The following is a 21682-nucleotide window of genomic DNA, read 5'->3' as shown; positions in this document are numbered from 1 at the left end:
TAATCCCTGTGAAACCTGTGTGCTTTATTGTGGTGCGTTGCGTGCGAGTGCTGGATGAATAACGAGATAGTGCAATACCGAGTCAATGATTATGAACTGACGTGCCAGGTTGCCGGGCAGGGCGTGCCGCTGCTGCTGGTGCATGGGTCGCTCTGTGACTTCCGCTACTGGCAGGGGCAAGTCCAGGCGTTGTCTGCCCGTTATTGTGTGGTGGTGCCCAGCATGCGCCACTATTTTCCCGAACAATGGGATGGCGCGGGGGCGGGTTTTACGACGCAGCAGCATGTCGATGATTTGCTGGCGCTGCTCGATCAGTTGCCGGGCCCGGTTCATCTGCTGGGGCATTCGCGGGGTGGAAATATCTGCCTGCGGGTGGCGCTGGCGGCTCCGCAGAAACTGCTCTCATTGACGCTCGCCGATCCCGGTGGGGACTTTGCCGATGATGTATTCGCCGGGGTGAATATCGAGGCGCCGGTGTCTCCCGTGGAGCGCAATCAGTTTCGTCAGCAGGCGCTGGAGATGATTCGAGCGGGGGCGGTGGAAGATGGGCTGCAACTCTTTGTCGATACTGTCAGTGGTGCAGGGGTCTGGTCGCGGTCTTCCCGGCAATTCCGCGAAATGGCGACTGCTAATGCCATGACATTGGTTGGGCAGGTCGCGGATCATCCCGCGCCTATAAAGCATGAGCAGATCTCGCAGTTGCAGTTGCCGATATTGCTGATCGGCGGGGCGAAAAGCCCGGAGCCGTTTCCGCGAATCATCCAGGCATTGCAGGCGACGCTTGTGGATGCGCGCTCGGTGACGATTCCCGGTGCGTCCCACGGCATGAATGTGATCCGCCCGGCGTCCTTCAATCGCGCTGTGCTGGAATTTGTCGATCAGTACTGAGCGAAGTCAGGCTCTGTGCTCGTCAGCTTGCGCAACTTGCAGTAACATCCAGCGCCCTGTCCGCTATTGTTTGCGATCAGGTTTTCGATTTCTTCCAGTGATCTACGTCCGCGCGCGAAAGCGCAGGGTGCCGACAAGGCGCCTGCCACTGTGAGGCAGGCCTGCCCGGCGGGCGACGCTTACTGGCACATCCCAACCCATGTGGCCTTTCGTAGGGGTCACCACTAGGAGAGGAGGCGCCATGCCCATCATTACTCTTCCCGACGGTAGTCAGCGTTCCTTCGATCATCCGGTCAGTGTGACCGAGGTCGCGCAATCCATTGGTGCAGGCCTGGCGAAAGCCACCCTGGCCGGCAAGGTCAACGGCCGTCTGGTCGATGCCTGCGACATCATCGACAGCGACGCGACCCTGCAAATCATTACCCCGAAGGACGAGGACGGGCTGGAAATCATCCGCCACTCCTGCGCTCACCTGGTGGGCCATGCGGTCAAGCAGCTGTACCCGACCGCCAGGATGGTCATCGGCCCGGTGATCGACGAAGGCTTCTATTACGACATCGCCTTCGAGCGCCCCTTCACCCCGGACGACATGGCCGCGATTGAAAAGCGCATGGCCGAGCTGATCGAGAAGGACTACGACGTCATCAAGAAGATGACGCCGCGTGCCGAAGTCATCGAGACCTTCAAGGCTCGTGGTGAGGAGTACAAGCTGCGCCTCATCGACGACATGCCGGACGAGAAGGCCATGGGCCTGTACTTCCACGAGGAGTACGTGGACATGTGCCGCGGCCCGCACGTGCCGAACACGCGCTTCCTCAAGGCCTTCAAGCTGACCAAGATTTCCGGCGCCTACTGGCGCGGCGACTCGAAGAACGAGCAGCTACAGCGCGTCTACGGCACCGCCTGGGCTGACAAGAAGCAGCTGGCTGCCTACATCCAGCGCATCGAGGAAGCCGAGAAGCGCGATCACCGCCGCATCGGCAAGCAGCTCGACCTCTTCCACCTCCAGGAAGAAGCGCCGGGCATGGTCTTCTGGCACCCGAACGGCTGGACCGTCTATCAGGTGCTCGAGCAGTACATGCGCAAAGTGCAGCGCGACCACGGCTACGTGGAAGTCCGTACTCCGCAGGTCGTCGATCGCATCCTCTGGGAGCGCTCTGGCCACTGGACCAACTACGCCGAGAATATGTTCACCACTTCGTCGGAAAGTCGCGACTTCGCGGTCAAGCCGATGAACTGCCCGTGCCACGTGCAGATTTTCAACCAGGGCCTGAAGTCCTACCGTGACCTGCCGCTGCGTCTCGCCGAATTCGGCGCCTGCCACCGCAACGAGCCGTCCGGCGCGCTGCACGGCATCATGCGCGTGCGGGGCTTCACCCAGGACGACGCTCACATCTTCTGCACCGAAGAACAGGTGAAGAAGGAAGCGGCCGACTTCATCAAGCTGACCCTGCAGGTCTATTCGGACTTCGGTTTCAGCGATGTCTCCATGAAGCTGTCCACTCGTCCGGCCAAGCGTGTCGGTTCCGAAGAGCTGTGGGATCGGGCCGAAAGTGCGCTGGCCGACGCTCTGAACGAGTCCGGCCTGGAGTGGGAATATCAGCCGGGCGAGGGTGCCTTCTACGGCCCGAAGATCGAGTTCACCCTGAAGGACTGCCTTGGCCGTAACTGGCAGTGCGGGACCCTCCAGTACGATCCGAACCTGCCGGAGCGTCTGGATGCCAGCTATATCGCCGAAGATAACAGCCGTACCCGTCCGGTCATGCTGCACCGCGCGATCCTCGGCTCGTTCGAGCGCTTCATCGGCATGCTGATCGAGCACTACGCCGGCCTGTTCCCGGCCTGGCTCGCACCGACCCAGGCGGTGGTGATGAATATCACTGACAAGCAGGGCGAATGGGCCGAAGAAGTGGTGCGTCAGCTCGAGCAAAGCGGATTCCGTGCCAAGTCTGACTTGAGAAACGAGAAAATTGGCTTTAAAATCCGCGAGCATACTTTGCTCAAGGTTCCCTATCTGTTGGTTATCGGTGATAGGGAAGTTGAATCGCAGGCCGTCGCCGTACGTACGCGCGAAGGGGCAGACCTCGGCTCGATGCCGGTCGCCCAGTTCGCTGAGCTGCTCGCTCAGGCGGTTTCCCGGCGTGGTCGCCAAGACTCGGAGTAATCATTATTAAGCGTGAAATGAGACAGGATAAGCGGGCTCTCCCGAAACCACCGATCAACGAAAACATCACCGCCCGTGAGGTGCGTCTGATTGGTGCTGACGGTCAACAGATTGGCGTGGTCTCCCTCGACGAGGCCCTCCGTCTAGCCGACGAGGCCAAGCTGGACCTGGTGGAAATTTCTGCTGATGCGGTGCCCCCTGTCTGCCGCATCATGGACTACGGCAAGCACCTCTTCGAGAAGAAGAAGCAAGCCGCTGCTGCGAAGAAAAACCAGCACCAGCAACAGATCAAAGAAATCAAGTTTCGTCCAGGGACGGAAGAAGGGGATTACCAGGTAAAACTACGCAACCTGGTACGTTTCCTTAATGAAGGGGACAAGGCCAAGGTATCGCTTCGATTCCGTGGTCGTGAGATGGCCCACCAGGAGCTGGGCATGGAGCTGTTGAAGCGGGTCGAAACCGACCTCGCCGAGATCGGCACCGTGGAACAGCATCCAAAGCTGGAAGGACGCCAGCTGATGATGGTCATCGCTCCCAAGAAGCGTAAATAACCTCCCGGGCACTGGCAGGCCTGATGGTTATCAGTTGTTAACGAATGCGGAGTACCAAACATGCCAAAGATGAAAACCAAGAGTGGCGCCAAAAAGCGCTTCAAAGTGACTGCTGGTGGCATCAAGCACAAGCACGCTTTCAAGAGCCACATCCTGACCAAAATGACCACCAAGCGTAAGCGTCAGCTGCGCGGCACTTCGATGCTCGCTGCTTCCGACGTTCGCCGTGTAGCGCGCTCCCTGCGTCTGCGTTGATTTCTGGTAGAGGATAAATAAATGGCTCGTGTTAAGCGTGGCGTAATTGCCCGTCGTCGTCACAAAAAGATTCTGAAGCTCGCAAAAGGCTACTACGGCGCGCGTTCGCGCGTGTTCCGTGTTGCCAAGCAGGCGGTAATCAAAGCAGGCCAATACGCCTACCGCGACCGTCGTCAGCGCAAGCGTCAGTTCCGCGCTCTGTGGATCGCTCGTATCAACGCTGGTGCTCGTCTGAACGGTCTGTCCTACAGCCGTCTGATCGCTGGCCTGAAAAAAGCTGCCATCGAGATCGACCGTAAGGTCCTGGCCGATCTGGCTGTGAACGAAAAAGCGGCGTTTACCGCAATTGTCGAAAAAGCGAAAGCCAGCCTGGCTTAAGCCCCGCGACAGTTACCGGATCTTGGTCCGGACGTAACGTCACCGATAGGGGAAGAGCCTTACCGCTCTTCCCCTATTTTGTATCTGGAGTTGGTACATGGAAAACCTGGACGCGCTGGTCTCGCAGGCCCTGGACGCCGTGCGAAACACCGAAGACGTCAACGCCCTGGAGCAGATCCGGGTTTACTACCTCGGCAAGAAGGGCGAGCTGACTCAGGTCATGAAGACCCTGGGCGACCTGCCGGCCGAAGAGCGCCCCAAGGTCGGTGCGCTGATCAACGTCGCCAAGGAAAAGGTTCAGGATGTGCTGAACGCCCGCAAGGCCGAGCTGGAGGGCGCCGCCCTCGCCGCCAAGCTGGCAGCCGAGCGCATCGACGTGACCCTGCCGGGCCGTGGCCAGTCCTCCGGCGGTCTGCATCCGGTCACCCGCACCAAGGAGCGCATCGAGCAGTGCTTCACCCGCATCGGCTATGAAGTGGCCGAGGGTCCGGAAGTCGAAGACGACTACCACAACTTCGAAGCGCTCAACATTCCGGGCCATCACCCGGCTCGTGCCATGCACGACACCTTCTACTTCAATGCGAACATGCTGCTGCGCACCCATACCTCGCCGGTACAGGTCCGCACCATGGAAAACCAGAAGCCGCCGATTCGCATTGTCTGCCCGGGCCGCGTGTACCGCTGTGACTCCGACCTGACCCACTCGCCCATGTTCCACCAGGTCGAAGGTCTGCTGGTCGATGAAGACGTCAGCTTCGCCGACCTCAAGGGCACCATCGAAGAATTCCTCCGCGCCTTCTTCGAGAAAGAATTCTCCGTCCGCTTCCGTCCGTCCTTCTTCCCCTTTACCGAGCCTTCGGCGGAAGTCGACATCCAGTGCGTGCTTTGCAGCGGCAAAGGCTGCCGTGTCTGCAAACAGACTGGCTGGCTGGAAGTCATGGGTTGCGGCATGGTCCACCCCGACGTGCTGCGCATGTCCGGCATCGATCCCGAGAAGTACCAGGGCTTCGCCTTCGGCATGGGTATCGAGCGTCTGGCCATGCTGCGCTATGGCGTGAACGACTTGCGCCTGTTCTTCGACAACGATCTGCGGTTCCTCGGCCAGTTCCGCTAGCCCGCACGACCGTCAACGCATTTAGGAGAGCAGGATGAAATTCAGTGAACAGTGGCTGCGGAGCTGGGTAAACCCGCAGGTATCCCGTGACGAGCTGGTAGCTCGTCTGTCCATGGCCGGCCTTGAGGTCGATGCCGTGATCCCGGTTGCTGGCCAGTTCAATGGCGTAGTCGTGGGCGAAGTGCTGTCGACCGAGCAGCACCCGGACGCCGACAAGCTGCGCGTCTGCCAGGTCAGCAACGGTTCGGAGACCTTCCAGGTCGTCTGCGGCGCGCCCAATGTGCGCCCAGGCCTGAAGATCCCCTTCGCCATGATCGGCGCCGAACTGCCGGGTGACTTCAAGATCAAGAAGGCCAAGCTGCGCGGCGTTGAATCCAACGGCATGCTCTGCTCGGCCAAAGAGCTGGAAATCAGCGAAGAGAACGCCGGCCTGATGGAGCTCGCCGCGGATGCTCCGGTGGGCGCCAACGTCCGCGATTACCTCGAACTGGACGACGCTTCCATCGAGATTGGTCTGACCCCGAACCGGGGCGACTGCCTGTCCCTGACCGGCCTGGCTCGCGAAGTCGGCGCGCTTTATGGCGCCGAGGTCAAGCCGGTCGTGGTCAGCGCCGTTGCTTCGCAGATCGATGAAGTGCGCAGTGTTGAGCTGCTGGCTCCCAAGGCCTGCCCGCGCTACCTCGGTCGCGTCGTCCGCAACGTCGACCTGAGCAAGCCGACCCCTCTGTGGATGGTCGAGCGCCTGCGCCGTTCCGACATCCGCAGCATTGACGCCGCCGTCGACATCACCAACTACGTGATGATCGAGCTGGGCCAACCAATGCATGCCTTCGATCTCGACGAGATCAAAGGCGGCGTACGCGTACGCATGGCGGAGGAGGGCGAGAAGCTCGTCCTGCTCGACGGCCAGGAAGTCACTCTGCGTGCCGATACCCTGGTGATTGCCGACCACGAGCGCGCTCTGGCCATTGCCGGCGTGATGGGTGGCGAGCACAGCGGCGTCAGCGCCAAGACCCGTGATCTGTTCCTGGAAAGCGCCTTCTTCGACAACATCGCCGTCGCTGGCAAGGCTCGCTCTTACGGCCTGCACACCGATGCCTCGCACCGCTTCGAGCGTGGCGTGGACTCGCAGCTGGCTCGCCGCGCCATGGAGCGTGCCACCGAACTGCTGTTGCAGATCGTCGGCGGCGAAGCTGGCCCGATCGTGGAGGCCGTCAGTGAGGCCGACCTGCCCAAGGTCGCCCCGGTCAGTCTGCGTGCCGAGCGCGTTACCCAGATGCTGGGCATGACGCTGGAAAACGTCGAGATCGAGCGTCTGCTCACCGCCCTGGAGTTCGACGTCCAGAAAGCCGGTGCCGATACCTGGACCGTTGGCGTACCGAGCCATCGCTTCGACGTCTCCATTGAAGTTGACCTGATCGAAGAACTGGGTCGCCTGTACGGCTACAACCGTCTGCCGGTGCGCTACCCGCAGGCACGCCTGGCGCCAAACACCAAGTCCGAGTCGCAGGCCGAACTGCCGGCGCTGCGCCGCCTGCTGGTCGCCCGCGACTACCAGGAAGCCATCACCTACAGCTTCATCGATCCCAAGCTGTTCCAGTTGTTCCACCCCGGTGTCGAGCCGCTGATGCTGGCCAACCCGATCTCCGCCGACATGGCCGCCATGCGCGCCTCGCTCTGGCCGGGTCTGGTGAAGTCCCTGCAGCACAACCTCAACCGTCAGCAGACCCGCGTACGCCTGTTCGAAAGCGGCCTGCGCTTCGTCGGTCAGCTGGAAGGCCTGGTGCAGGAAAACATGCTCGCCGGTGTCGTTTGCGGTGCCCGTCAGCCGGAAGGCTGGGCCAACGGTCGTGAGAATGTCGACTTCTTCGACGTCAAAGCCGACGTCGAAGCGCTGCTGGGTAACGCCGGCGCCATCGAGGCCTTCACCTTCTCCCCGGCGGAACACCCGGCGCTTCACCCGGGCCAGACTGCCAAGATCGAGCGTGATGGCGTGCTGGTAGGCTACCTGGGCGCTCTGCACCCGGAACTGGCCAAGGCGCTAGACTTGGATCGACCGGTCTACGTCTTCGAGCTGGTACTGGCCGAAGTGGCCAAGGGCCGCCTGCCGAAATTCAGCGAACTGTCGCGCTTCCCCGAAGTGCGCCGTGACCTGGCCCTGATCGTCGATCTGGATACTCCGGCCGAGTTCGTGCTGGCAAATATTCGCGAAACGGCGGGCGAATGGCTGACAGATCTCAGGTTGTTTGACGTCTACCACGGTAAAGGTATTGATCCGCTTAGAAAAAGCTTGGCCGTTGGCTTGACCTGGCAGCATCCATCACGCACTCTTAATGATGACGAGGTGAACGCGACTACGCAGAATATCGTCGCCTCGCTGGAACAAAGGTTCAACGCCACGTTAAGGAAGTAGCGTATGGGGGCTCTGACGAAAGCTGAAATTGCTGAACGTCTGTACGAAGAGCTGGGCCTGAATAAGCGGGAAGCCAAGGAGCTGGTGGAGCTCTTCTTTGAAGAGATCCGCCAGGCGCTGGAGCATAACGAACAGGTGAAGTTGTCGGGTTTCGGCAACTTCGATCTGCGCGACAAGCGCCAGCGTCCCGGACGCAACCCCAAGACGGGAGAGGAAATCCCGATCACAGCCCGGCGCGTCGTCACCTTTCGTCCAGGGCAGAAACTGAAGGCCAGGGTTGAGGCTTATGCTGGAACCAAGTCATAACGACGAGCTGCCCCCCATTCCGGGCAAGCGCTACTTCACTATCGGTGAAGTGAGCGACCTTTGCGCGGTCAAGCCGCACGTGCTGCGGTACTGGGAACAGGAGTTCCCGCAACTCAACCCGGTCAAGCGAAGGGGCAACCGGCGCTACTACCAGCGCCAGGACGTGCTCATGATTCGCCAGATCCGCGCGCTGCTCTACGACCAGGGCTTCACCATCGGCGGCGCCCGTCAGCGTCTCACCGGCGACGAAGCCCGCGATGACGCCACCCAGTACAAACAACTGATCCGGCAGATGATCGCCGAATTGGAAGATGTGCTGCATGTGCTGCGCAAGTAACTGAAAAAAATGAAAAAAGCACTTCTCCAAAGCAAATGCTTGGGGTATAGTGCGATCCGCTTCTGAGGGAACTCAAAAGCAACGTCGGGGCGTAGCGCAGCCTGGTAGCGCACTTGCATGGGGTGCAAGGGGTCGAGTGTTCGAATCACTCCGTCCCGACCAAATTCTTGAGGCGGCTCAAATACTTACAGTGTTTGGGCCGTTTTCATTTCTGGACTGCGCAAAACCGGCGCAATATGCGCGCAAAACTAGCGGGCAAATTCGCTGATATCCAAGTCCGGAATCGCATCTGACCAGACCACTTCGGCATGGTCCCGCTGATAGTTCTTCGTCATCTCTGCGCTGGCATGCCCAGCGATCTTCTGGCCATCTTTCCCGGCCTTCTTATACAAATGCAGCGACAGGGCCCTGATCTCATGGAACCCCGGCATCTCTTCGTCTTTCCATCCTGAATAGCAGGCTGCAGCGTCTCGCGCTTCCTTGAATGCCCTGGACAGATAGCGCTCATCGATCTTCGTCCAATGCTCCTTTCGGTCAGCAAGGCCTATCTTCCGATCCGGTCGCCGATGAATCAGAAAAGGGGAGGGGACGCCATCGTTACAGCGATCCAATACATCCTGCAATTCGCGGGTAACGCGGAAGCGGATCAGACTCACTCAGGTCCTTTTTCTGCTCCGGTGAAAGGCAAGAGGCCGTAACCGCATCCCAGGTGTAGCCAGTCGCACAATGGGTGCCAGAGCGGTCGATATAGCTAAACGGCCCCATCAGCCGGTCGAACTGGTCGTAGTAGGCGCAGGTGTACCGCGTGTCGTTGACCTTCGAGACGAAGTGACCGTGGTAAGGATGAAGTGTCGAAGTACCCACGATGACGCATGAGGCCAGTGGGGTGGACGCGGCGGAGTTCGAGACGGGCGCGTATTTCCAGTAGTAAGTCCCGTCCGTTGTGTTGACGGTCTCTGGTGCGGTGCCGGGGTCCTTCTTTTGAATCTTGGTGTTGTCGTCCGACATCACCCAACCGACGCCCGCGATGGCTCCCGAAATGGCGGCGCTCATCGCCAGCTGGCCGGCGTTGGTCTTAAGGCCGGCCTTCAGTTTCGAGCCGATCTCGCTGACCGGGATGGTGACCTTGGGTTTGACGGTGACGGGGGTCTTCGCAGCAGAGCCGCCCATCCAGCCCTTGCGCTCGGCTTCAAGCAAAAGGTCAGCATTGGATTTCGACGGTATGTAGCCGGTAGGGCGGCATTCGGTGCACGGTGTGGATTGGCAGAGACTGATTTTCCCCAGCTCGCGACGGGACCAGCAGACAGAGCAGTCGCAGTCCAATGGATGCGGCCGGTGCAGGTATTTGCTCGGAAGCATCGGCGGGCACCTCCCCTTCGAAGCTCTGTTGAAGGCGGAAGACCAGTTCGGCGTTCAGGGAGCGCAGGGAAGCTTCGGCGGCTTGCTCGACCTGGGAGCGCAGGGCTGGAGGCATACGCAGCTTGAACTGGGAGAAGGACCGGGCGTCATTCATCGTCGTAATCCCCTTGGCAGAAGATCGACTTACCCCGGTCGAGGTCGCGGCGGATTTTGTGGAGGTTGATGACGCGGCGGCGGCCGATCTTGGCGGTCGGCACGGTCTTGGTTTCAACCCAGCCACGCACCACGTCTTCCGTTATGTCCTCCAGGCCGAGCATCTGCGCGAAGACCGCCTGGGAGCAGAACGGAGCAGTGCGGAAGTCCGTGACTTTCTCCATCGCACCTGTGACGGTGAACCCCACTATTCCAGACTCTTCCATGGTTTTGCCCTATAATAAAAATCACACTTACTGAGTAATATCTACTAAGTAAGGTAACCATACATCTAGATTGCTGCTGAGTACAATCTACTAAGTAGAATATTTGGGCATGATAAAAGATCGCCTTATAACCTTGTTCAACAAGGAGCGGACAAGCGTCTGGTTCGAGAAGGAAACCGGTATTGATCGTTACCGGTGGGGAAACGTGCGCAATGGAAAGGCACGGATTACAGATGCCGAGATTGAGGCCGTGATAGCCCTTTTCCCCCAGTACGCTCTATGGCTGGTGACTGGAGAGGTCGCGCCCGAAAGCGGCCAAACTAGCCCCTCATACGATGAGGCCCACCGAAACTTGGCCGGACAAGACGCGGGATAGAGATTACCGAGAAAGTCGCTAGGCGTTGGTTTGCCCGAGAGAAATCCGCCAGGAAGAAGTGACGTCGAAATGACGGATTACGGCTTGTAACAACATGCATAAGGTGATGGGGATGCGCAGAGAATAGATGCAGATCTCTACTTTCAGGATTTTCTTATTGGCGCTGGATGCACCATGCATAAGGTCTGGCTCAAAGTTTATTTGCCTACCAACACGGCCTCGAATAGAAAGCACCATATTGCTCTAAATAAGTTCACGCCATTAACTTGCAGGCGCAATCAATAAATAACCTGTTGATAGATGGCCGGGTTTGTTCGTGCGCAAAGGAAAATTTCGAACTCTGGAGTTTATACGCTAGATCAAGCGAGACTCACTTTTTCATGACAGTAGATAGAGCGCCGAGCTCAGCTGTGAGGTGCTCTATCCAGTCGAACTTTGTGCGAAGCTTGTCTGAGGTCTCTGTGTTTGGTTTATAAGCTTAGTACATCTTTTATCTCATGCTGGCATGCCCTAGGGAGGTCCAGGGAGGTAATTTCTTTAGGTACTTTAAAAGTGGCCGTATAATGGCGATATGAAGCTGTAGCCGATAATATAAACTGAAGGAGTGCATATGTTTTTTGGTTTGGGGCGGAAGCCACTTCTAGATTTTCTACGTAATCTGACTCCGCAAATTCTCATGTTGACTGTCGCCCTGGTGGCAGGCAGTAAATTGAACTTTAATAAATTTGATCTCAGTATCTATGGGGTTGTGCGAACGCTTCCGTTTGCAGCCTGTTTATTTGTTTTCATCGCCGCCCTTTGCGCAAATTTTTCAACATTAATTGAAGACACGCTTGAGGCGTACACGAAGGGAATGCAGCCATCTAGGAGTAAAAAGAAAGGATTTGCTGGAGTAATGGAGATGTGGGTGGATGTGTGGAAGAATCACAAGCTAGTGCTTTTTAATGTTGTGCTTATGAGTTTTGTTGCTGAGATTGCAATAGTGGTAGTCACATTTATTGCATTGCAGGGAGCACTGTCAAGTCCTTTTTTGGCGAAGTGATGTTGTATGTCTTTTGTGGGGGCTGTTATTGAGTTGCCCCCCCAATGGTTGCCTAACAATAAAATCGATTCCGAATGTCGAGATGGAAATATGCATTTGCTCAATGAAGTACTTTCGAGAGCGCGGCCTGGCTTATGCTTTCGGTAGATCAGGTGGATACGATAAAAATTATAGGCCGTAATAGTCTGGCTTTGTTATTCCTGAATCTTCCCAATATGCCTCTACTGAAGAATAGCCAGCCGGTGGATGAATCCATCCTCGCTCTTCAGGTGTATAAGCAAAGTCGGCATAGTGGTCCGGTTCGATCGGCTGGGGCGTGATCTTTCCTAAGTAGCTGTAGAAAAGGTGGTTGATAGAGCACTCATACACTTTTCCGCGAAGCTCACTCCAGCGAGCATCCTCATCGAAATCCTCCTCAATCAGCGACTCACAAACCCAGCCATAAATTTCGATCTCGGCATCATCAATTGATCGTCCCAGTGTTGAGAAGTGCTCTTTAGTATAATACTGCTGTGAATCAATTCTAACGCCAAGATCCACATAGCTGTTGTGTACGATTTCCAAAATGAGGATGAAAAAATTCCGGCAAGCGGAAACGATATCCGAACTTGGAACTGGCTCTCGGGACTCGGTTGTTCGAAATTCATATCTGGCAGTTCCTCGATGGAAGACACCCCCTCTAACGGGGTATTGACCGCCATGCAGATGAGCATTGCGCAGATCCAGGAAGAATTTTGCTATAGAACTGTCTTTTAGAGCTTTCCGATGCTTCGAATACCAATCCTCGAAGCCCTCTACATGCTTGAATTGTTGCAGAGCAAGTGTTGAAGTTCGCGACGAAGCCAAAAAGGCGCTGAGGTAACATTCAAATTCAAATTTGCTGCTACCGGCCTTTGCCATCTTGCTGAGGAAAAATTCGGCCTCGGCAATTTTTTGCTCTACTACATCAAAATCATGATCCATTGCTTGTTCCGCTCCTGTTCTTTTACCAATAAATACTACATTTCGGCTCGGCGTGGAATGAGAGAGCGACTACTCAGCATCCTTGCGAGGAAGAGCCTCAAAGCCAAGGGGCTGGAGCAGCTAAGCGGCATCAATCGAGAACTCTGGTGCGCGCTTAGGTGTGGATTGAGGCGCGTTAATGAGGACGATATAACGGTTCGCGTCGAGATCGCACCTGAGTACCCTCTGTGGATGGCCACCGGCAAGATCGTGCCCGATGCAGGACAATCCGGTCCCGAGTACAACGACGCCAATGAAAATTTGCCCAAACCCAACGCCGGATAGTGCTGGCAGGGAAGGCAGCACGGCGTTGATTCAGAAGGGGTAACAGCACCTCATCATTGAGCGGCTGCTATAGCGGAATACCCTGGCCGCCCGCCTCACCTTGCGACCAATGACGATTGCTGTCTCGGGATGTTGAGAAGGGTGAGTTGTATACTTGTACAGTGCATTAGCCATGCATTTGATATCTACCGAATGCAGCGCTATCGCAACTCCCTGGGGCGTGCAGACTTCGATGCCGCGTGACATAAAACACCGCTTATCCTTCCCGGAAGCGTCTACCGCATCGGGTAAGCTCTTCCTACGTGGCAGCTAGTTAGTCTCAGAGCAAACCACACACCGAGAGCACTCCCATGGCCAACGTTCATCTGTTCCGCAACGTATATGAAGGCTTCGAGACCCTCATCGACCCGAGCGTCTCGGTGAAGAACTCATGCACCAGCTGCGCACGCAAGGACTCAATGTATCCATCGCTGGCGTCCAAGGCCGTCAGGAAAAAGTCGCAGTCGAGGCAGCGGATGGAATCCGCTTGCTGCGTGAAGAGCAGGCCACCATCAATGATTGTCCGCCCTAAAATCTCGCAGTCGATGAAATCCCTCTTCCACATCCCTTCAGAAAGTAGGACTATCTGCTGGCACAATGATGGTGCGATACGACTCAAAGGACTGTGTGCAGATGAAAGCCAACTGGGGTGCTCCTACCGATGACGCTAGACGCAAAGACTGGCGGTCCCGAGTAGTATTTTGGCAATGCCGATCCAGGCTGCCCCCGTTACTCTCCTCAGCCTGTGCCCAATACCTCACTTGGTCCATTTTCCGAGCGCTCAAAGACTTTTGGCCTCCGGCAACTCTTTGCTGCAAGCAAAGGAGCAGGCAGAAAGCCAGGTGGAGCGTACGTGCAACGAGCCCACTTTACGCCTCAGAATTTCTTTCCCCGTCGGCCTCCTGTATTTTAGAAATACGGTTCCATGCCAATTGAAAAGGTTGAGATAAATGGCAACTCCTCGATTGCGCTCTCATCTAAGTGAATTCAAGGAATTCACGGTCGACGCGGCGCTCCTACGTGAATTAGGCGAACGCCTAGTTGGAAAGCCCCACGTCGCGCTTTCAGAACTGGTGAAGAATAGCTATGACGCCGATGCCACTGAAGTAGTAATTACATTTGGAGAAGACAGCATAACTGTGACAGACAATGGCACAGGGATGAGCTCGTCGGACTTTATTGACTACTGGCTTAGAGTGGGAACTATACATAAGCAACAAAACACTACTACGAGTAGGGGGCGTACCGTTACAGGCTCTAAAGGAATCGGCCGTTTATCTGTGCAATTTCTAGGTGAGCAGCTAGAGCTAGTGTCAAGAAAGCAAAAATCAAATGCTTTTTATGCAGCTGTAGATTGGCCAAAAAATATAGATGCAGGTGATCTGATAAAAGCTGGTGCGCATGTAGGTGATGCTGATCCAGATATCCTTATCGGTGGGAAGTTCCGCCATGGGACTAGCGTAACAATAACGGGACTCAAGCAGGTCTGGGGGCGTCAGGAGTTACGTGATCTAGCTAGAGAGCTCTGGTTCCTACAGCCGCCGAGTATGCTTGTACGCTCCTTATCTGCTAAAGATAAATTTAATATATCTCTTCAAGGTGTTCCGGAGGAGATTGAAGAGACTTTCTCGGAGCAAATGGAACAGGCTTTCGAAAACTGGATAGCAGTGATTGAAGGGGAGTTGAAAGGCGGTAGGAGTGGAAATAAGGCTAGTGTAACTGTTACTTTCAAGAATGGGGATGCGTACCCGGCTTCATATAAGGTAGATGGAAATTTTCTTGATGCTGCAAAATTTAAGATATATGTATTTAAGCTTTCTGGAAAACAGTCTGGCGGTGTAGAGGTTACTGCGGCAAGAAAATACTTTAGAAGGTATGGTGGGGTTCACGTATACGATAACAATTTTAGGCTCCCGTTCTATGGTGGCGAAGAGCAAGATTGGCTTGGGCTAGAGTACGATCACTCGCATCGATTAAATAAGTCCACATTGCTTCCCGCGGAATTTCAGGTTTCCAGTGGGTTAAACGACCTTCCCACTAATGGACGCATATTTGGTCTTGTCCAAATATCAACTTCGCATGAGCGAAGTGTTGCTGCGCAGAGAGAAGTTCGTCGCGGGAGCTACCTGAATGTCCAGGTCACCCGGGATAGACTTATCGACAATGGCGCATTTAAACAGCTTGTCGATACTGTCCGGTGGGCAATAGATTTTTACGCCATGCGCTCTTACGAGCGACGACAGCAGGAGAAGCTTACAAAGCTTCTAGAGGTTCCTGAGACCGAAGAAAAAACGTCAGAAATTAAAGAACAACTCTTTCAGATTGCTTTGAGTGCTCCGCCTCCAGTTGCAAGGCAAATTGAAATAGTATCCGAGCGCTTTCAAGAGCTTCAGGATCTCGAAGAACAACGAAAAAACGCTCTTAATGCAGAGCGTGTTCTGCTTGCGGCGCTCGCTACTACAGGTATGGCAGCATTGGCAATGGAGCATGAGCTCCAAAAAGAGTTGGTTATATTGAATGGCATTCGCGATCAGCTAAAATTAAAGCGCGCGTCTATAAATGAAGCGAAAATTGTTGAGGCGCTTGATAAGTGGGCTGAGCGCACGACAAGAGCGAGAAAATTATTCTCCCCGCTGATGAACGAGTACGATCGCGAAAAAAGAAATAAATATCGCGCATGTAAGGTTATAGATCAGATTGTTAAGAACTCTGAAGCGGTCATGCGAGACGTTTCTGTAGAGGTTCAGGTTCCAGCAGATTTGAAACTCCCAGAGGCAACATTTGCTGCATGGAACGCAATTTTTCAGAACGTCCTCATCAATGCGGTTAATGCAATGATTGGGTCTAAGGTTCGGAAGATTGAATGCACAAGTGTTTCTGAGCGGCAACATCATGCCATTTATATTCAAGATACGGGCGCTGGTGTCAGGCTTCACGATAGCTCTGATCTGTTTAAGCCATTTGTTCGTAGACTAGAAATACCAGAAGAACGGAAAAGCTTAGGGTTAGGCGGTATGGGAATTGGGTTGACCATAGTGAAAATGGTGGCTGATTCATTGGAGTGTCATGTCTCCTTTGTAGAGCCAGCCCCCCCATTTAAGACCGCGTTTAAAATTGAGTGGAGTGACGAATGAATATTGTAATACTGGATGATGACACCCCTCGAGCAGAATCTTGGGTTGATTCTATGCGCACAAGTATTGGTGGCGATGGACACAGTGTTACAGCGTTAAGTGTTCCCGAGGTAAGTGAGGTCATTTCATCTCTGCACAAGAGCAGATATAGTGCCCGCGAGGGAGAATATAAAACGGTCGCGCAGCTAGATGAAGTCGATCTTTTGATCGTGGATTATGATCTTCTGGGGTTGGATACAGAGGGAACATCGGCCTGGTCAACTGGAGCAGAGGTCGCGTATGCAGCTCGATTGATGTCCTTGGTCGGTCCGATAGTCGTTGTCAATCAGTATGGTACAAATTCATTTGATCTGACAATGCGTAGGACTTCTCCGTCATATGCTGATTTAGATCTTGGAAGTAAGCATGTTACTAGCGCTGAGCTATGGAGATCTTCTGACTTCACTGAGTTCAGGCCTTGGCATTGGCCAAATCTTCTTGTTGAGCCGGTAAGATTTAAAGATCTTTCCAACTTCATAGAAGCTAATATTGATAAGTCCATTATAGAAACGCTCCAGCTTAATATCGAGGATTTTGATTCTCCTCGATATATCCCCCATGAACTTCTTGCTAGGTTAGGCCTTCTTCCAGACAAGAGCATAACCTTCAGAAGCCTCCTCACAGGACGTCGGGGGGAGGGAAAACTTCAGCCAAACCCTATTAGTGTTTTTAATATCTTAGAGAAAGATGCAAAAATTATTGAAAAGTTACCGAATAGAAATCTTGCGAATTTGGCAGCTGCCGTGCTTTCTCACTGGATAGAGAGGCTAATTCTTCCGAATCAGGAGCTTATCTGTGATGCTCCACATTTAGTATCCCGATATCCTTGGGTCTTGGAAAATTACAAGGATGAATCGGCCTGGCGCAAAATATGCGACTTGCACGAAGTGCATGGTTTAGTGCCTGATTTAGAGAAGTTTCGAGTATACCCAGAATGCCTAGTGAGCCGGCCGGCCTATTGGGGGCAAGAGGTTAAAGGTAGCATCAAGCGTCCGGTTGACTTTTCGATACGAGACATCCCCAACCTCGCATTTTGCGAAGATGCTTCGCGTTTTGTCGATAAGTCGAGCTGCAAAAGCTACCCCAGCGACCTGCAGTCATTCGATAGAGAGCGTTGGGTTGTCGATGAATTATCAGCTGGAGGTGAAAAAGTTAATTATGAGCCTCAAGCCTATCTGCTAATGTAATAAGTGGTGCCTCATGAATAAGGATGTCGCGCAGGTAATAGTGAAACTTTTGGGGAAGTTGCACGAAGCGAGCTCTAAAGCATTTGCATTACATGCAAGTCTTAGTGGTTGCAGAAAATTTATGGAGGACTACGCAGAGGCGCATGATAGTCAGATATTTTTCTCCGGAGAGCATACATACGCTCTGAATGCAAAGCTTATAAATTTTCTGACAAAAAAGAAAAAGGGTTCTGAGACGCCGTATTATCTTGTTGATCTGGAGCCCAGTGAAGGGTGGATAAAATTGCTTCGCTTGGTGGTTACGAAGCATGAGCATATAAATGCGGAGGTTGTATATTTAAAGTCTGATGAGGGAGGAGACAAATCTTTTGGATTTCGCTACGAGCATCCGGAAGTTTTTCCAAAGGGTACTCCGGGTTATGATAAACACGCTTTCTTTCATGTCCAGCAGATAAAAAGGACGACCATAAACGGGGTGGATATAGAGCTCCCTGGTTCGATTGAGTGGTTCCCTACCAGTACTCCTACGTTTTTCATGCTTGCGAATTGCGATCATGAGTTGATTCTATATGCGATACATTCAGCATGTGGTTGGGAGCCGTTGGAAGATCTTAGAGTTGAAAGTTTTGCTCATCGAAGATTTTTGCTGAGATCGGATGATGCATTTCTAGAGTATTCTGCATCTATATGAGTGCTGATGGCTTTTTAGCTGCACCATTCAAAAGATGAAGTCTGTAAAGCAAAAAAATACGCGCCCGGAGTTGTTAACTCGGAGGTTGCTTCACCGCCTAGGAGTGCGCTTTCGTTTGCACGGAAAGGACTTGCCGGGTACTCCAGATATAGTCCTTCCTCGGCATCGAACGGTTATTTTCGTTCATGGGTGTTTTTGGCATCGTCATGCTAATTGTAGGTACGCAAGCACGCCCAAGACTCGGCAGCATTATTGGTTGCCAAAGTTCTACGCCAATGTCGAAAGAGATTTGAGAAAAACGGCCCAGCTTGAAGCGCTGGGCTGGAGAGTGCTTGTCGTTTGGGAGTGTGAGACGCGGGATTTGAATCGTCTTGAGGGACGGCTCAGGCAGGACTTTTCTCTGCCTTCTTCAGCGAATCTATCTCTTCGAGATGGCGCTGAATACTGAGACCGATAATTTCTCCCAGTCGGACGGGAACTGCGTTTCCAATCATGCGACCAACGGCCTTGAAGGTAATTTGCTCGGGGGGCATGAATTGATAGGTTTCCGGGAACGATTGCAAGGTCGCAGCCTCTCTCAGGGAGATGGCGCGATTCTGCTTGGTGTCATAGTGCCCGAAGCGACCATTACCAAACCCATAGCACAGTGTCGTCATGGTCGGTCCCGGTTCGTCATGGCGCATCCGACCGTAAACGCTTGGATAGGTCTTGCCAGACGCCTTGCGGTGACAATCGGCTCGCAGCCACTCCGGCCAATCCTTCCAAGTGCCACCCGGTTTCGAGCGTTTGATGCGCTCGAGGTTGGTCGGATTGAGTGTAGCTGCGCGGTGTAGCGGATCGCGTGGGTCGCACTCTCCCGCCGCAAGTCTGGGGAAGTGACCAATCGCTGTTTCGACGGTCACAGGCTCACCGACATGGGTTTTCGGAATCATGCTGATAGGGCCCAGCTTCGACGCAAGCAGTACATGCCGGCGACGCTGTTGGGGAAGCCCATAATCCACGCAGTGAATCGTTCCCGCCCAGATGCTGTAGTCCTCGTTTTCGAGGGCTTTTACGAAGTCGTGGTAGACCTTGTGTTTGGTCACGTCAGGCACATTTTCCATCGTTACTAGCTCAGGCTTGATGCCTTTGATGAGCTTTTCGAAGGAATATAGGAGAGGCCATTTACGATCGGTGCTTGTGTCACGACCTTGATTGTAGGTCGAAAACGGCTGACAAGGAGCACAGCCAGCAAGAAGCTTGATTCGGTTGGGACGATACCAGGCAGCTACGTCCTCAATCTTGGCGATCTCTACGCTTTCAGCTACGAACTCTGCGCCATTGTTCGTTTTGTAGGCGTATTCGCAGTTGAGATCAATGTCGTAGCCTGCGCGTACGCTTATGCCGGTCTTGAGCAGGCCTGCGGTCAGCCCGCCGGCACCGCAGAAAAGATCAACGGCGTCAATGTCATGCATGGGAATAGCCTCCTAACGGAGGTCATTCTATCCGGTTCAGGACAAAAGATCGAGGTCGAGTACTGAAAATTTATACATGCTTTTTGGCTGCCGCAAGGGTGGCCTTGAGCTCCTCAAGGCTTAACCAATGCCTAGTGGCATGGACGATGCGGTGACAGTTCGCGCATAAAAGGGCGAGGTCATTGAGGCGGGTTTTCTGGCCTGGCTGCAAGGTATGGAGCGGCTGGATATGGTGAACGTCGATCACGCCAGCGCCTGCCTTTCCGTACTGCGTCTGAAAATCGAACTCACAGGCTTCGCATGCGAGCTTCCCATGCTTGGCTAGGGCTTGCTTCTTCTTGCGCTCGACGAGCTTCCGGCAGCGTTCTCGCACGCGATGCAGGCGCGTGAGCACCTTTCCTTCTGCTGCTTCGTGAATTTCAGGTTCGTCGAAACCTTGCAGCGGATGATCGAATTGGTCGTCCATATCGACCGCACTGCGAATTCCTACGACTACCGCTGCTAGCTTTTCCGGTGATCCCGCAAACTCTTTCCAGACCACCTCCTCATCCTTGTTTCCTTTGGCGAGCCCCGTCTTTCCTTCGCTGGTGTAGTCAGGGTCCCAGCGGCAAAAATTCCCCAGCTTCATATAGACGCCGTTCGGGTTTCGAAAGCTAGCCGAGGAGCTAATACCGAGAGCTAATCCCATCTTGCCGAGAAACTGTGATAGTTCTTGTACTTCCGCATGTTGCTTGGATGGTAGTGATTTGCGATGACGTAGATATAGGTCTAGAGCGAGAATGAGCTCATCACGAGACCAGGATGGATTGGCTTGAGAGCTGTTTGAGTGAGATTGGTCGATATGAGCATCTTGGGGCATGGGGGCTGTACGCAGGAAGGTTGACTGCTCCGATAATAGCAGTTTGCACTCGTCGAATATGGATCGGCGAGGTGCGGAATGGGTGCAAGAAGGTTGGAGTTGAAGGATGCCTTATGGGGGGAAGATGAGCTCATCATCTGCATGCGACGCGTCGCTTAGACGGGCGAAGTCGCGGCTGCTTCATGCGATCACTATGAGGCGTTCTGAGCGTTGGTGCTTCACGCTTTGGAGTCGCTTCATTCGCATGCGGGACCGCGGAGTCTGTTTGAATTGTGGAAGTGGCCAGCAAGTCGAGGCGCATCATATTTTTCGTAAGACGATATACCCGGCTGGCCGATTCGAGCTCGGAAATGGGGTGGCACTTTGCAGAAAGTGCCACTGGTATCTCCATGAAAAATTCAATGGAAAGCCGGTGGAGGGAGAGTCGCTCAATGCTCGAGGGGGAGATGATCAGGATGAAATTGCATTTCTGTATGGGCTTCTCGTCGACGATGCGAAAAAAAACGGTCTGGATCAGGATGAGTTCTATTTCATTAGTGACGAAATGCTTGCGTTCTTTAATGGCTGGCAGGGCTATGAGGTCTTTGCCGAATCCTCATGCATGAGTCAGCTCAGGAAGGCGCATGAGATCTGGAGGAATATGCCCAGTGAGTGGTATCGAAATGTGGCAGATGATCTCCTACGAATTCTTATGATGGCCGACCTCTCAAGGGGTGAGGGGGCTTAGAGAGCGACTCCTCATAAGTTTCCAGGGCGCGCAAAACGCTCTCTACAAGTCCCGGTCTCACGTTTGCGAGTGGTCTAAAATTCGCGATATTGTCTAGAGTTGAAATGTGAATTTCACTAGGTAGATCAATAACTTGCCTTGGTCTCATGCCCTGCATGGGGTGCAAGGGGTAGAGTGTTCGAATCACTCCGTCCCGACCAAATTTTCTTAAGCGGCTCAAGTGCTTACGGTGCTTGGGTCGTTTTCGTTTCTGGCCACTCGCAAAACTCCCGCAAAATGCACGCAAAACTAGCGGGCAAATGCGCTGATATCGAGATCCGGAATCGCATCTGACCAGACCACTTCGGCATGGTCCCGCTGATAGTTCTTCGTCATCTCTGCGCTGGCATGCCCAGCGATCTTCCGGCCGTCTTTCCCGGCTTTCTTATACAGATGCAGCGATCCGATACATCTCGCCTGATGCCACCTCTCCAGGAGCAAAGTGAATAGATCCCTTCCGCAGAGCCTCTATTTTGATAGCCGTCGCGGGTCCTATAGATACAGGCGGGCCGCTGATGGAATGCGGTTTCAGTTTGGCAAGGATCGCCTCAAGGCAGTTGGCGCTGCCAAGCAACTGAATCCCACCTTCATGGAGGGTGCCGACTGAATCGCCCCTAGTTTCGT

Annotated in this window: 22 protein-coding genes, 1 tRNA gene and 3 pseudogenes; 18 read left to right on the top strand and 8 right to left on the bottom strand. The window is 54.1% G+C overall.

Annotated elements, in window-relative coordinates:
- Positions 1–54 precede the first annotated feature (54 nt).
- From UB43_RS27500 to UB43_RS27455, 10 genes are all read left to right on the top strand, one after another.
- Entirely contained in the window at positions 55–888 is an 834-nt protein-coding gene (locus UB43_RS27500; RefSeq protein WP_045217790.1) for an alpha/beta fold hydrolase, read from the top strand.
- A 241-nt stretch (positions 889–1129) separates the two neighbouring features.
- Positions 1130–3052: a threonine--tRNA ligase gene (gene thrS, locus UB43_RS27495; RefSeq protein ID WP_045217789.1), complete on the top strand. Its 1923-nt coding sequence runs from the start codon at positions 1130–1132 to the stop codon at positions 3050–3052.
- The gene (gene infC / locus UB43_RS27490; protein ID WP_171039364.1) at positions 3052–3603 is read left to right on the top strand and encodes a translation initiation factor IF-3; all 552 of its coding nucleotides are present in this window, start codon (positions 3052–3054) and stop codon (positions 3601–3603) included. The genes thrS and infC overlap by 1 nt, the downstream gene beginning before the upstream one ends.
- Positions 3604–3663: 60 nt before the next feature.
- The gene (gene rpmI, locus UB43_RS27485) at positions 3664–3858 is read left to right on the top strand and encodes a 50S ribosomal protein L35 (RefSeq protein ID WP_017516491.1); all 195 of its coding nucleotides are present in this window, start codon (positions 3664–3666) and stop codon (positions 3856–3858) included.
- Positions 3859–3879: 21 nt separating this feature from the next.
- On the top strand, positions 3880–4236 hold the full coding sequence (rplT, locus tag UB43_RS27480; protein WP_045217787.1) for a 50S ribosomal protein L20: 357 nt from the start codon (positions 3880–3882) through the stop codon (positions 4234–4236).
- A gap of 97 nt (positions 4237–4333) precedes the next feature.
- The gene (pheS, locus tag UB43_RS27475; protein WP_045217785.1) at positions 4334–5350 is read left to right on the top strand and encodes a phenylalanine--tRNA ligase subunit alpha; all 1017 of its coding nucleotides are present in this window, start codon (positions 4334–4336) and stop codon (positions 5348–5350) included.
- A 34-nt stretch (positions 5351–5384) separates the two neighbouring features.
- A complete protein-coding gene (gene pheT / locus UB43_RS27470; RefSeq protein ID WP_045217783.1) occupies positions 5385–7763 on the top strand; it encodes a phenylalanine--tRNA ligase subunit beta in 2379 nt (792 codons plus the stop codon).
- Positions 7764–7766: 3 nt separating this feature from the next.
- Positions 7767–8069: an integration host factor subunit alpha gene (gene ihfA, locus UB43_RS27465; protein ID WP_003090661.1), complete on the top strand. Its 303-nt coding sequence runs from the start codon at positions 7767–7769 to the stop codon at positions 8067–8069.
- Complete coding sequence (locus UB43_RS27460; protein ID WP_045217778.1) at positions 8050–8406, top strand: MerR family transcriptional regulator; 357 nt, start codon at positions 8050–8052, stop codon at positions 8404–8406. Before ihfA ends, UB43_RS27460 begins: the two co-directional genes overlap by 20 nt.
- A gap of 85 nt (positions 8407–8491) precedes the next feature.
- Positions 8492–8568: transfer RNA gene (locus UB43_RS27455), tRNA-Pro, on the top strand.
- An 86-nt stretch (positions 8569–8654) separates the two neighbouring features.
- On the opposite strand, the pseudogene UB43_RS27450 reads toward UB43_RS27455, so the two are convergent.
- The 4 genes and pseudogenes from UB43_RS27450 to UB43_RS27440 all read right to left on the bottom strand — a co-directional run.
- Positions 8655–9053 (bottom strand): annotated as a pseudogene (locus UB43_RS27450) (integrase); the annotation flags it as partial.
- The gene (locus UB43_RS30390; protein WP_373420699.1) at positions 9004–9765 is read right to left on the bottom strand and encodes a DUF5447 family protein; all 762 of its coding nucleotides are present in this window, start codon (positions 9763–9765) and stop codon (positions 9004–9006) included. The pseudogene UB43_RS27450 and the gene UB43_RS30390, both read right to left, overlap by 50 nt.
- A 22-nt stretch (positions 9766–9787) precedes the next feature.
- Positions 9788–9919: pseudogene (locus tag UB43_RS30145) on the bottom strand (Arc family DNA-binding protein); the annotation flags it as partial.
- Positions 9912–10184 carry a hypothetical protein gene (locus UB43_RS27440; RefSeq protein WP_045217776.1) on the bottom strand — a complete coding sequence of 91 codons (273 nt, stop codon included), beginning with the start codon at positions 10182–10184 and terminating at the stop codon, positions 9912–9914. The pseudogene UB43_RS30145 and the gene UB43_RS27440, both read right to left, overlap by 8 nt.
- Positions 10185–11236: 1052 nt before the next feature.
- Here UB43_RS27440 and UB43_RS29710 point away from each other — a divergent pair.
- Entirely contained in the window at positions 11237–11602 is a 366-nt protein-coding gene (locus UB43_RS29710) for a hypothetical protein (RefSeq protein WP_156160516.1), read from the top strand.
- Positions 11603–11770: 168 nt separating this feature from the next.
- On the opposite strand, the gene UB43_RS29705 is transcribed toward UB43_RS29710, so the two are convergent.
- Entirely contained in the window at positions 11771–12565 is a 795-nt protein-coding gene (locus tag UB43_RS29705) for a hypothetical protein (RefSeq protein WP_156160515.1), read from the bottom strand.
- A 754-nt stretch (positions 12566–13319) separates the two neighbouring features.
- On the opposite strand from UB43_RS29705, the gene UB43_RS29700 reads away from it, so the two are divergent.
- The 5 genes from UB43_RS29700 to UB43_RS29320 all read left to right on the top strand — a co-directional run bounded on the left by UB43_RS29700 (position 13320) and on the right by UB43_RS29320 (position 18427).
- Positions 13320–13460, top strand: a complete 141-nt coding sequence (locus tag UB43_RS29700) for a hypothetical protein (RefSeq protein ID WP_156160514.1) — start codon at positions 13320–13322, stop codon at positions 13458–13460.
- Between the two features lie 418 nt (positions 13461–13878).
- A complete protein-coding gene (locus UB43_RS29325) occupies positions 13879–16062 on the top strand; it encodes an ATP-binding protein (protein WP_082085928.1) in 2184 nt (727 codons plus the stop codon).
- Entirely contained in the window at positions 16059–17288 is a 1230-nt protein-coding gene (locus UB43_RS29695) for a hypothetical protein (protein WP_156160513.1), read from the top strand. The genes UB43_RS29325 and UB43_RS29695 overlap by 4 nt, the downstream gene beginning before the upstream one ends.
- 13 nt (positions 17289–17301) lie before the next feature.
- Positions 17302–17979, top strand: a complete 678-nt coding sequence (locus UB43_RS29690) for a hypothetical protein (protein ID WP_156160512.1) — start codon at positions 17302–17304, stop codon at positions 17977–17979.
- Between the two features lie 34 nt (positions 17980–18013).
- The gene (locus UB43_RS29320) at positions 18014–18427 is read left to right on the top strand and encodes a very short patch repair endonuclease (RefSeq protein ID WP_082085927.1); all 414 of its coding nucleotides are present in this window, start codon (positions 18014–18016) and stop codon (positions 18425–18427) included.
- Here UB43_RS29320 and UB43_RS27410 read toward each other — a convergent pair.
- The gene (locus tag UB43_RS27410; RefSeq protein WP_045217768.1) at positions 18363–19433 is read right to left on the bottom strand and encodes a DNA cytosine methyltransferase; all 1071 of its coding nucleotides are present in this window, start codon (positions 19431–19433) and stop codon (positions 18363–18365) included. The two genes, UB43_RS29320 and UB43_RS27410, sit on opposite strands and share 65 nt — an antisense overlap.
- A 70-nt stretch (positions 19434–19503) precedes the next feature.
- Entirely contained in the window at positions 19504–20292 is a 789-nt protein-coding gene (locus UB43_RS29315; RefSeq protein ID WP_082085926.1) for an HNH endonuclease, read from the bottom strand.
- Positions 20293–20647: 355 nt separating this feature from the next.
- Between UB43_RS29315 and UB43_RS29900 the strand changes: the two genes are divergently transcribed.
- Entirely contained in the window at positions 20648–21019 is a 372-nt protein-coding gene (locus UB43_RS29900; protein ID WP_177329826.1) for a hypothetical protein, read from the top strand.
- A gap of 288 nt (positions 21020–21307) precedes the next feature.
- On the opposite strand, the pseudogene UB43_RS30135 reads toward UB43_RS29900, so the two are convergent.
- Positions 21308–21460 (bottom strand): annotated as a pseudogene (locus UB43_RS30135) (integrase); the annotation flags it as partial.
- A 40-nt stretch (positions 21461–21500) separates the two neighbouring features.
- On the opposite strand from UB43_RS30135, the gene UB43_RS29305 reads away from it, so the two are divergent.
- Complete coding sequence (locus tag UB43_RS29305) at positions 21501–21665, top strand: phage integrase Arm DNA-binding domain-containing protein (RefSeq protein ID WP_082085925.1); 165 nt, start codon at positions 21501–21503, stop codon at positions 21663–21665.
- Positions 21666–21682: the final 17 nt, after the last annotated feature.

It is taken from the genome of Pseudomonas sp. 21, assembly GCF_000955805.1.
In the GTDB taxonomy this organism is placed as follows: domain Bacteria; phylum Pseudomonadota; class Gammaproteobacteria; order Pseudomonadales; family Pseudomonadaceae; genus Pseudomonas.
This window is presented reverse-complemented; position numbering and strand designations above follow the sequence as displayed.

What these genes read in the sequence shown, in the direction of transcription:
- UB43_RS27500 (WP_045217790.1), top strand. Translation starts at nt 55, where the DNA reads ATGAATAACGAGATAGTGCAATACCGAGTCAATGATTATGAACTGACG.
- thrS (WP_045217789.1), top strand. Translation starts at nt 1,130, where the DNA reads ATGCCCATCATTACTCTTCCCGACGGTAGTCAGCGTTCCTTCGATCAT.
- rpmI (WP_017516491.1), top strand. Translation starts at nt 3,664, where the DNA reads ATGCCAAAGATGAAAACCAAGAGTGGCGCCAAAAAGCGCTTCAAAGTG.
- rplT (WP_045217787.1), top strand. Translation starts at nt 3,880, where the DNA reads ATGGCTCGTGTTAAGCGTGGCGTAATTGCCCGTCGTCGTCACAAAAAG.
- pheS (WP_045217785.1), top strand. Translation starts at nt 4,334, where the DNA reads ATGGAAAACCTGGACGCGCTGGTCTCGCAGGCCCTGGACGCCGTGCGA.
- pheT (WP_045217783.1), top strand. Translation starts at nt 5,385, where the DNA reads ATGAAATTCAGTGAACAGTGGCTGCGGAGCTGGGTAAACCCGCAGGTA.
- ihfA (WP_003090661.1), top strand. Translation starts at nt 7,767, where the DNA reads ATGGGGGCTCTGACGAAAGCTGAAATTGCTGAACGTCTGTACGAAGAG.
- UB43_RS27460 (WP_045217778.1), top strand. Translation starts at nt 8,050, where the DNA reads ATGCTGGAACCAAGTCATAACGACGAGCTGCCCCCCATTCCGGGCAAG.
- UB43_RS30390 (WP_373420699.1), bottom strand. Translation starts at nt 9,765, where the DNA reads ATGCTTCCGAGCAAATACCTGCACCGGCCGCATCCATTGGACTGCGAC.
- UB43_RS27440 (WP_045217776.1), bottom strand. Translation starts at nt 10,184, where the DNA reads ATGGAAGAGTCTGGAATAGTGGGGTTCACCGTCACAGGTGCGATGGAG.
- UB43_RS29710 (WP_156160516.1), top strand. Translation starts at nt 11,237, where the DNA reads ATGTTGACTGTCGCCCTGGTGGCAGGCAGTAAATTGAACTTTAATAAA.
- UB43_RS29705 (WP_156160515.1), bottom strand. Translation starts at nt 12,565, where the DNA reads ATGGATCATGATTTTGATGTAGTAGAGCAAAAAATTGCCGAGGCCGAA.
- UB43_RS29700 (WP_156160514.1), top strand. Translation starts at nt 13,320, where the DNA reads ATGCACCAGCTGCGCACGCAAGGACTCAATGTATCCATCGCTGGCGTC.
- UB43_RS29325 (WP_082085928.1), top strand. Translation starts at nt 13,879, where the DNA reads ATGGCAACTCCTCGATTGCGCTCTCATCTAAGTGAATTCAAGGAATTC.
- UB43_RS29695 (WP_156160513.1), top strand. Translation starts at nt 16,059, where the DNA reads ATGAATATTGTAATACTGGATGATGACACCCCTCGAGCAGAATCTTGG.
- UB43_RS29690 (WP_156160512.1), top strand. Translation starts at nt 17,302, where the DNA reads ATGAATAAGGATGTCGCGCAGGTAATAGTGAAACTTTTGGGGAAGTTG.
- UB43_RS29320 (WP_082085927.1), top strand. Translation starts at nt 18,014, where the DNA reads ATGAAGTCTGTAAAGCAAAAAAATACGCGCCCGGAGTTGTTAACTCGG.
- UB43_RS27410 (WP_045217768.1), bottom strand. Translation starts at nt 19,433, where the DNA reads ATGCATGACATTGACGCCGTTGATCTTTTCTGCGGTGCCGGCGGGCTG.
- UB43_RS29315 (WP_082085926.1), bottom strand. Translation starts at nt 20,292, where the DNA reads ATGCCCCAAGATGCTCATATCGACCAATCTCACTCAAACAGCTCTCAA.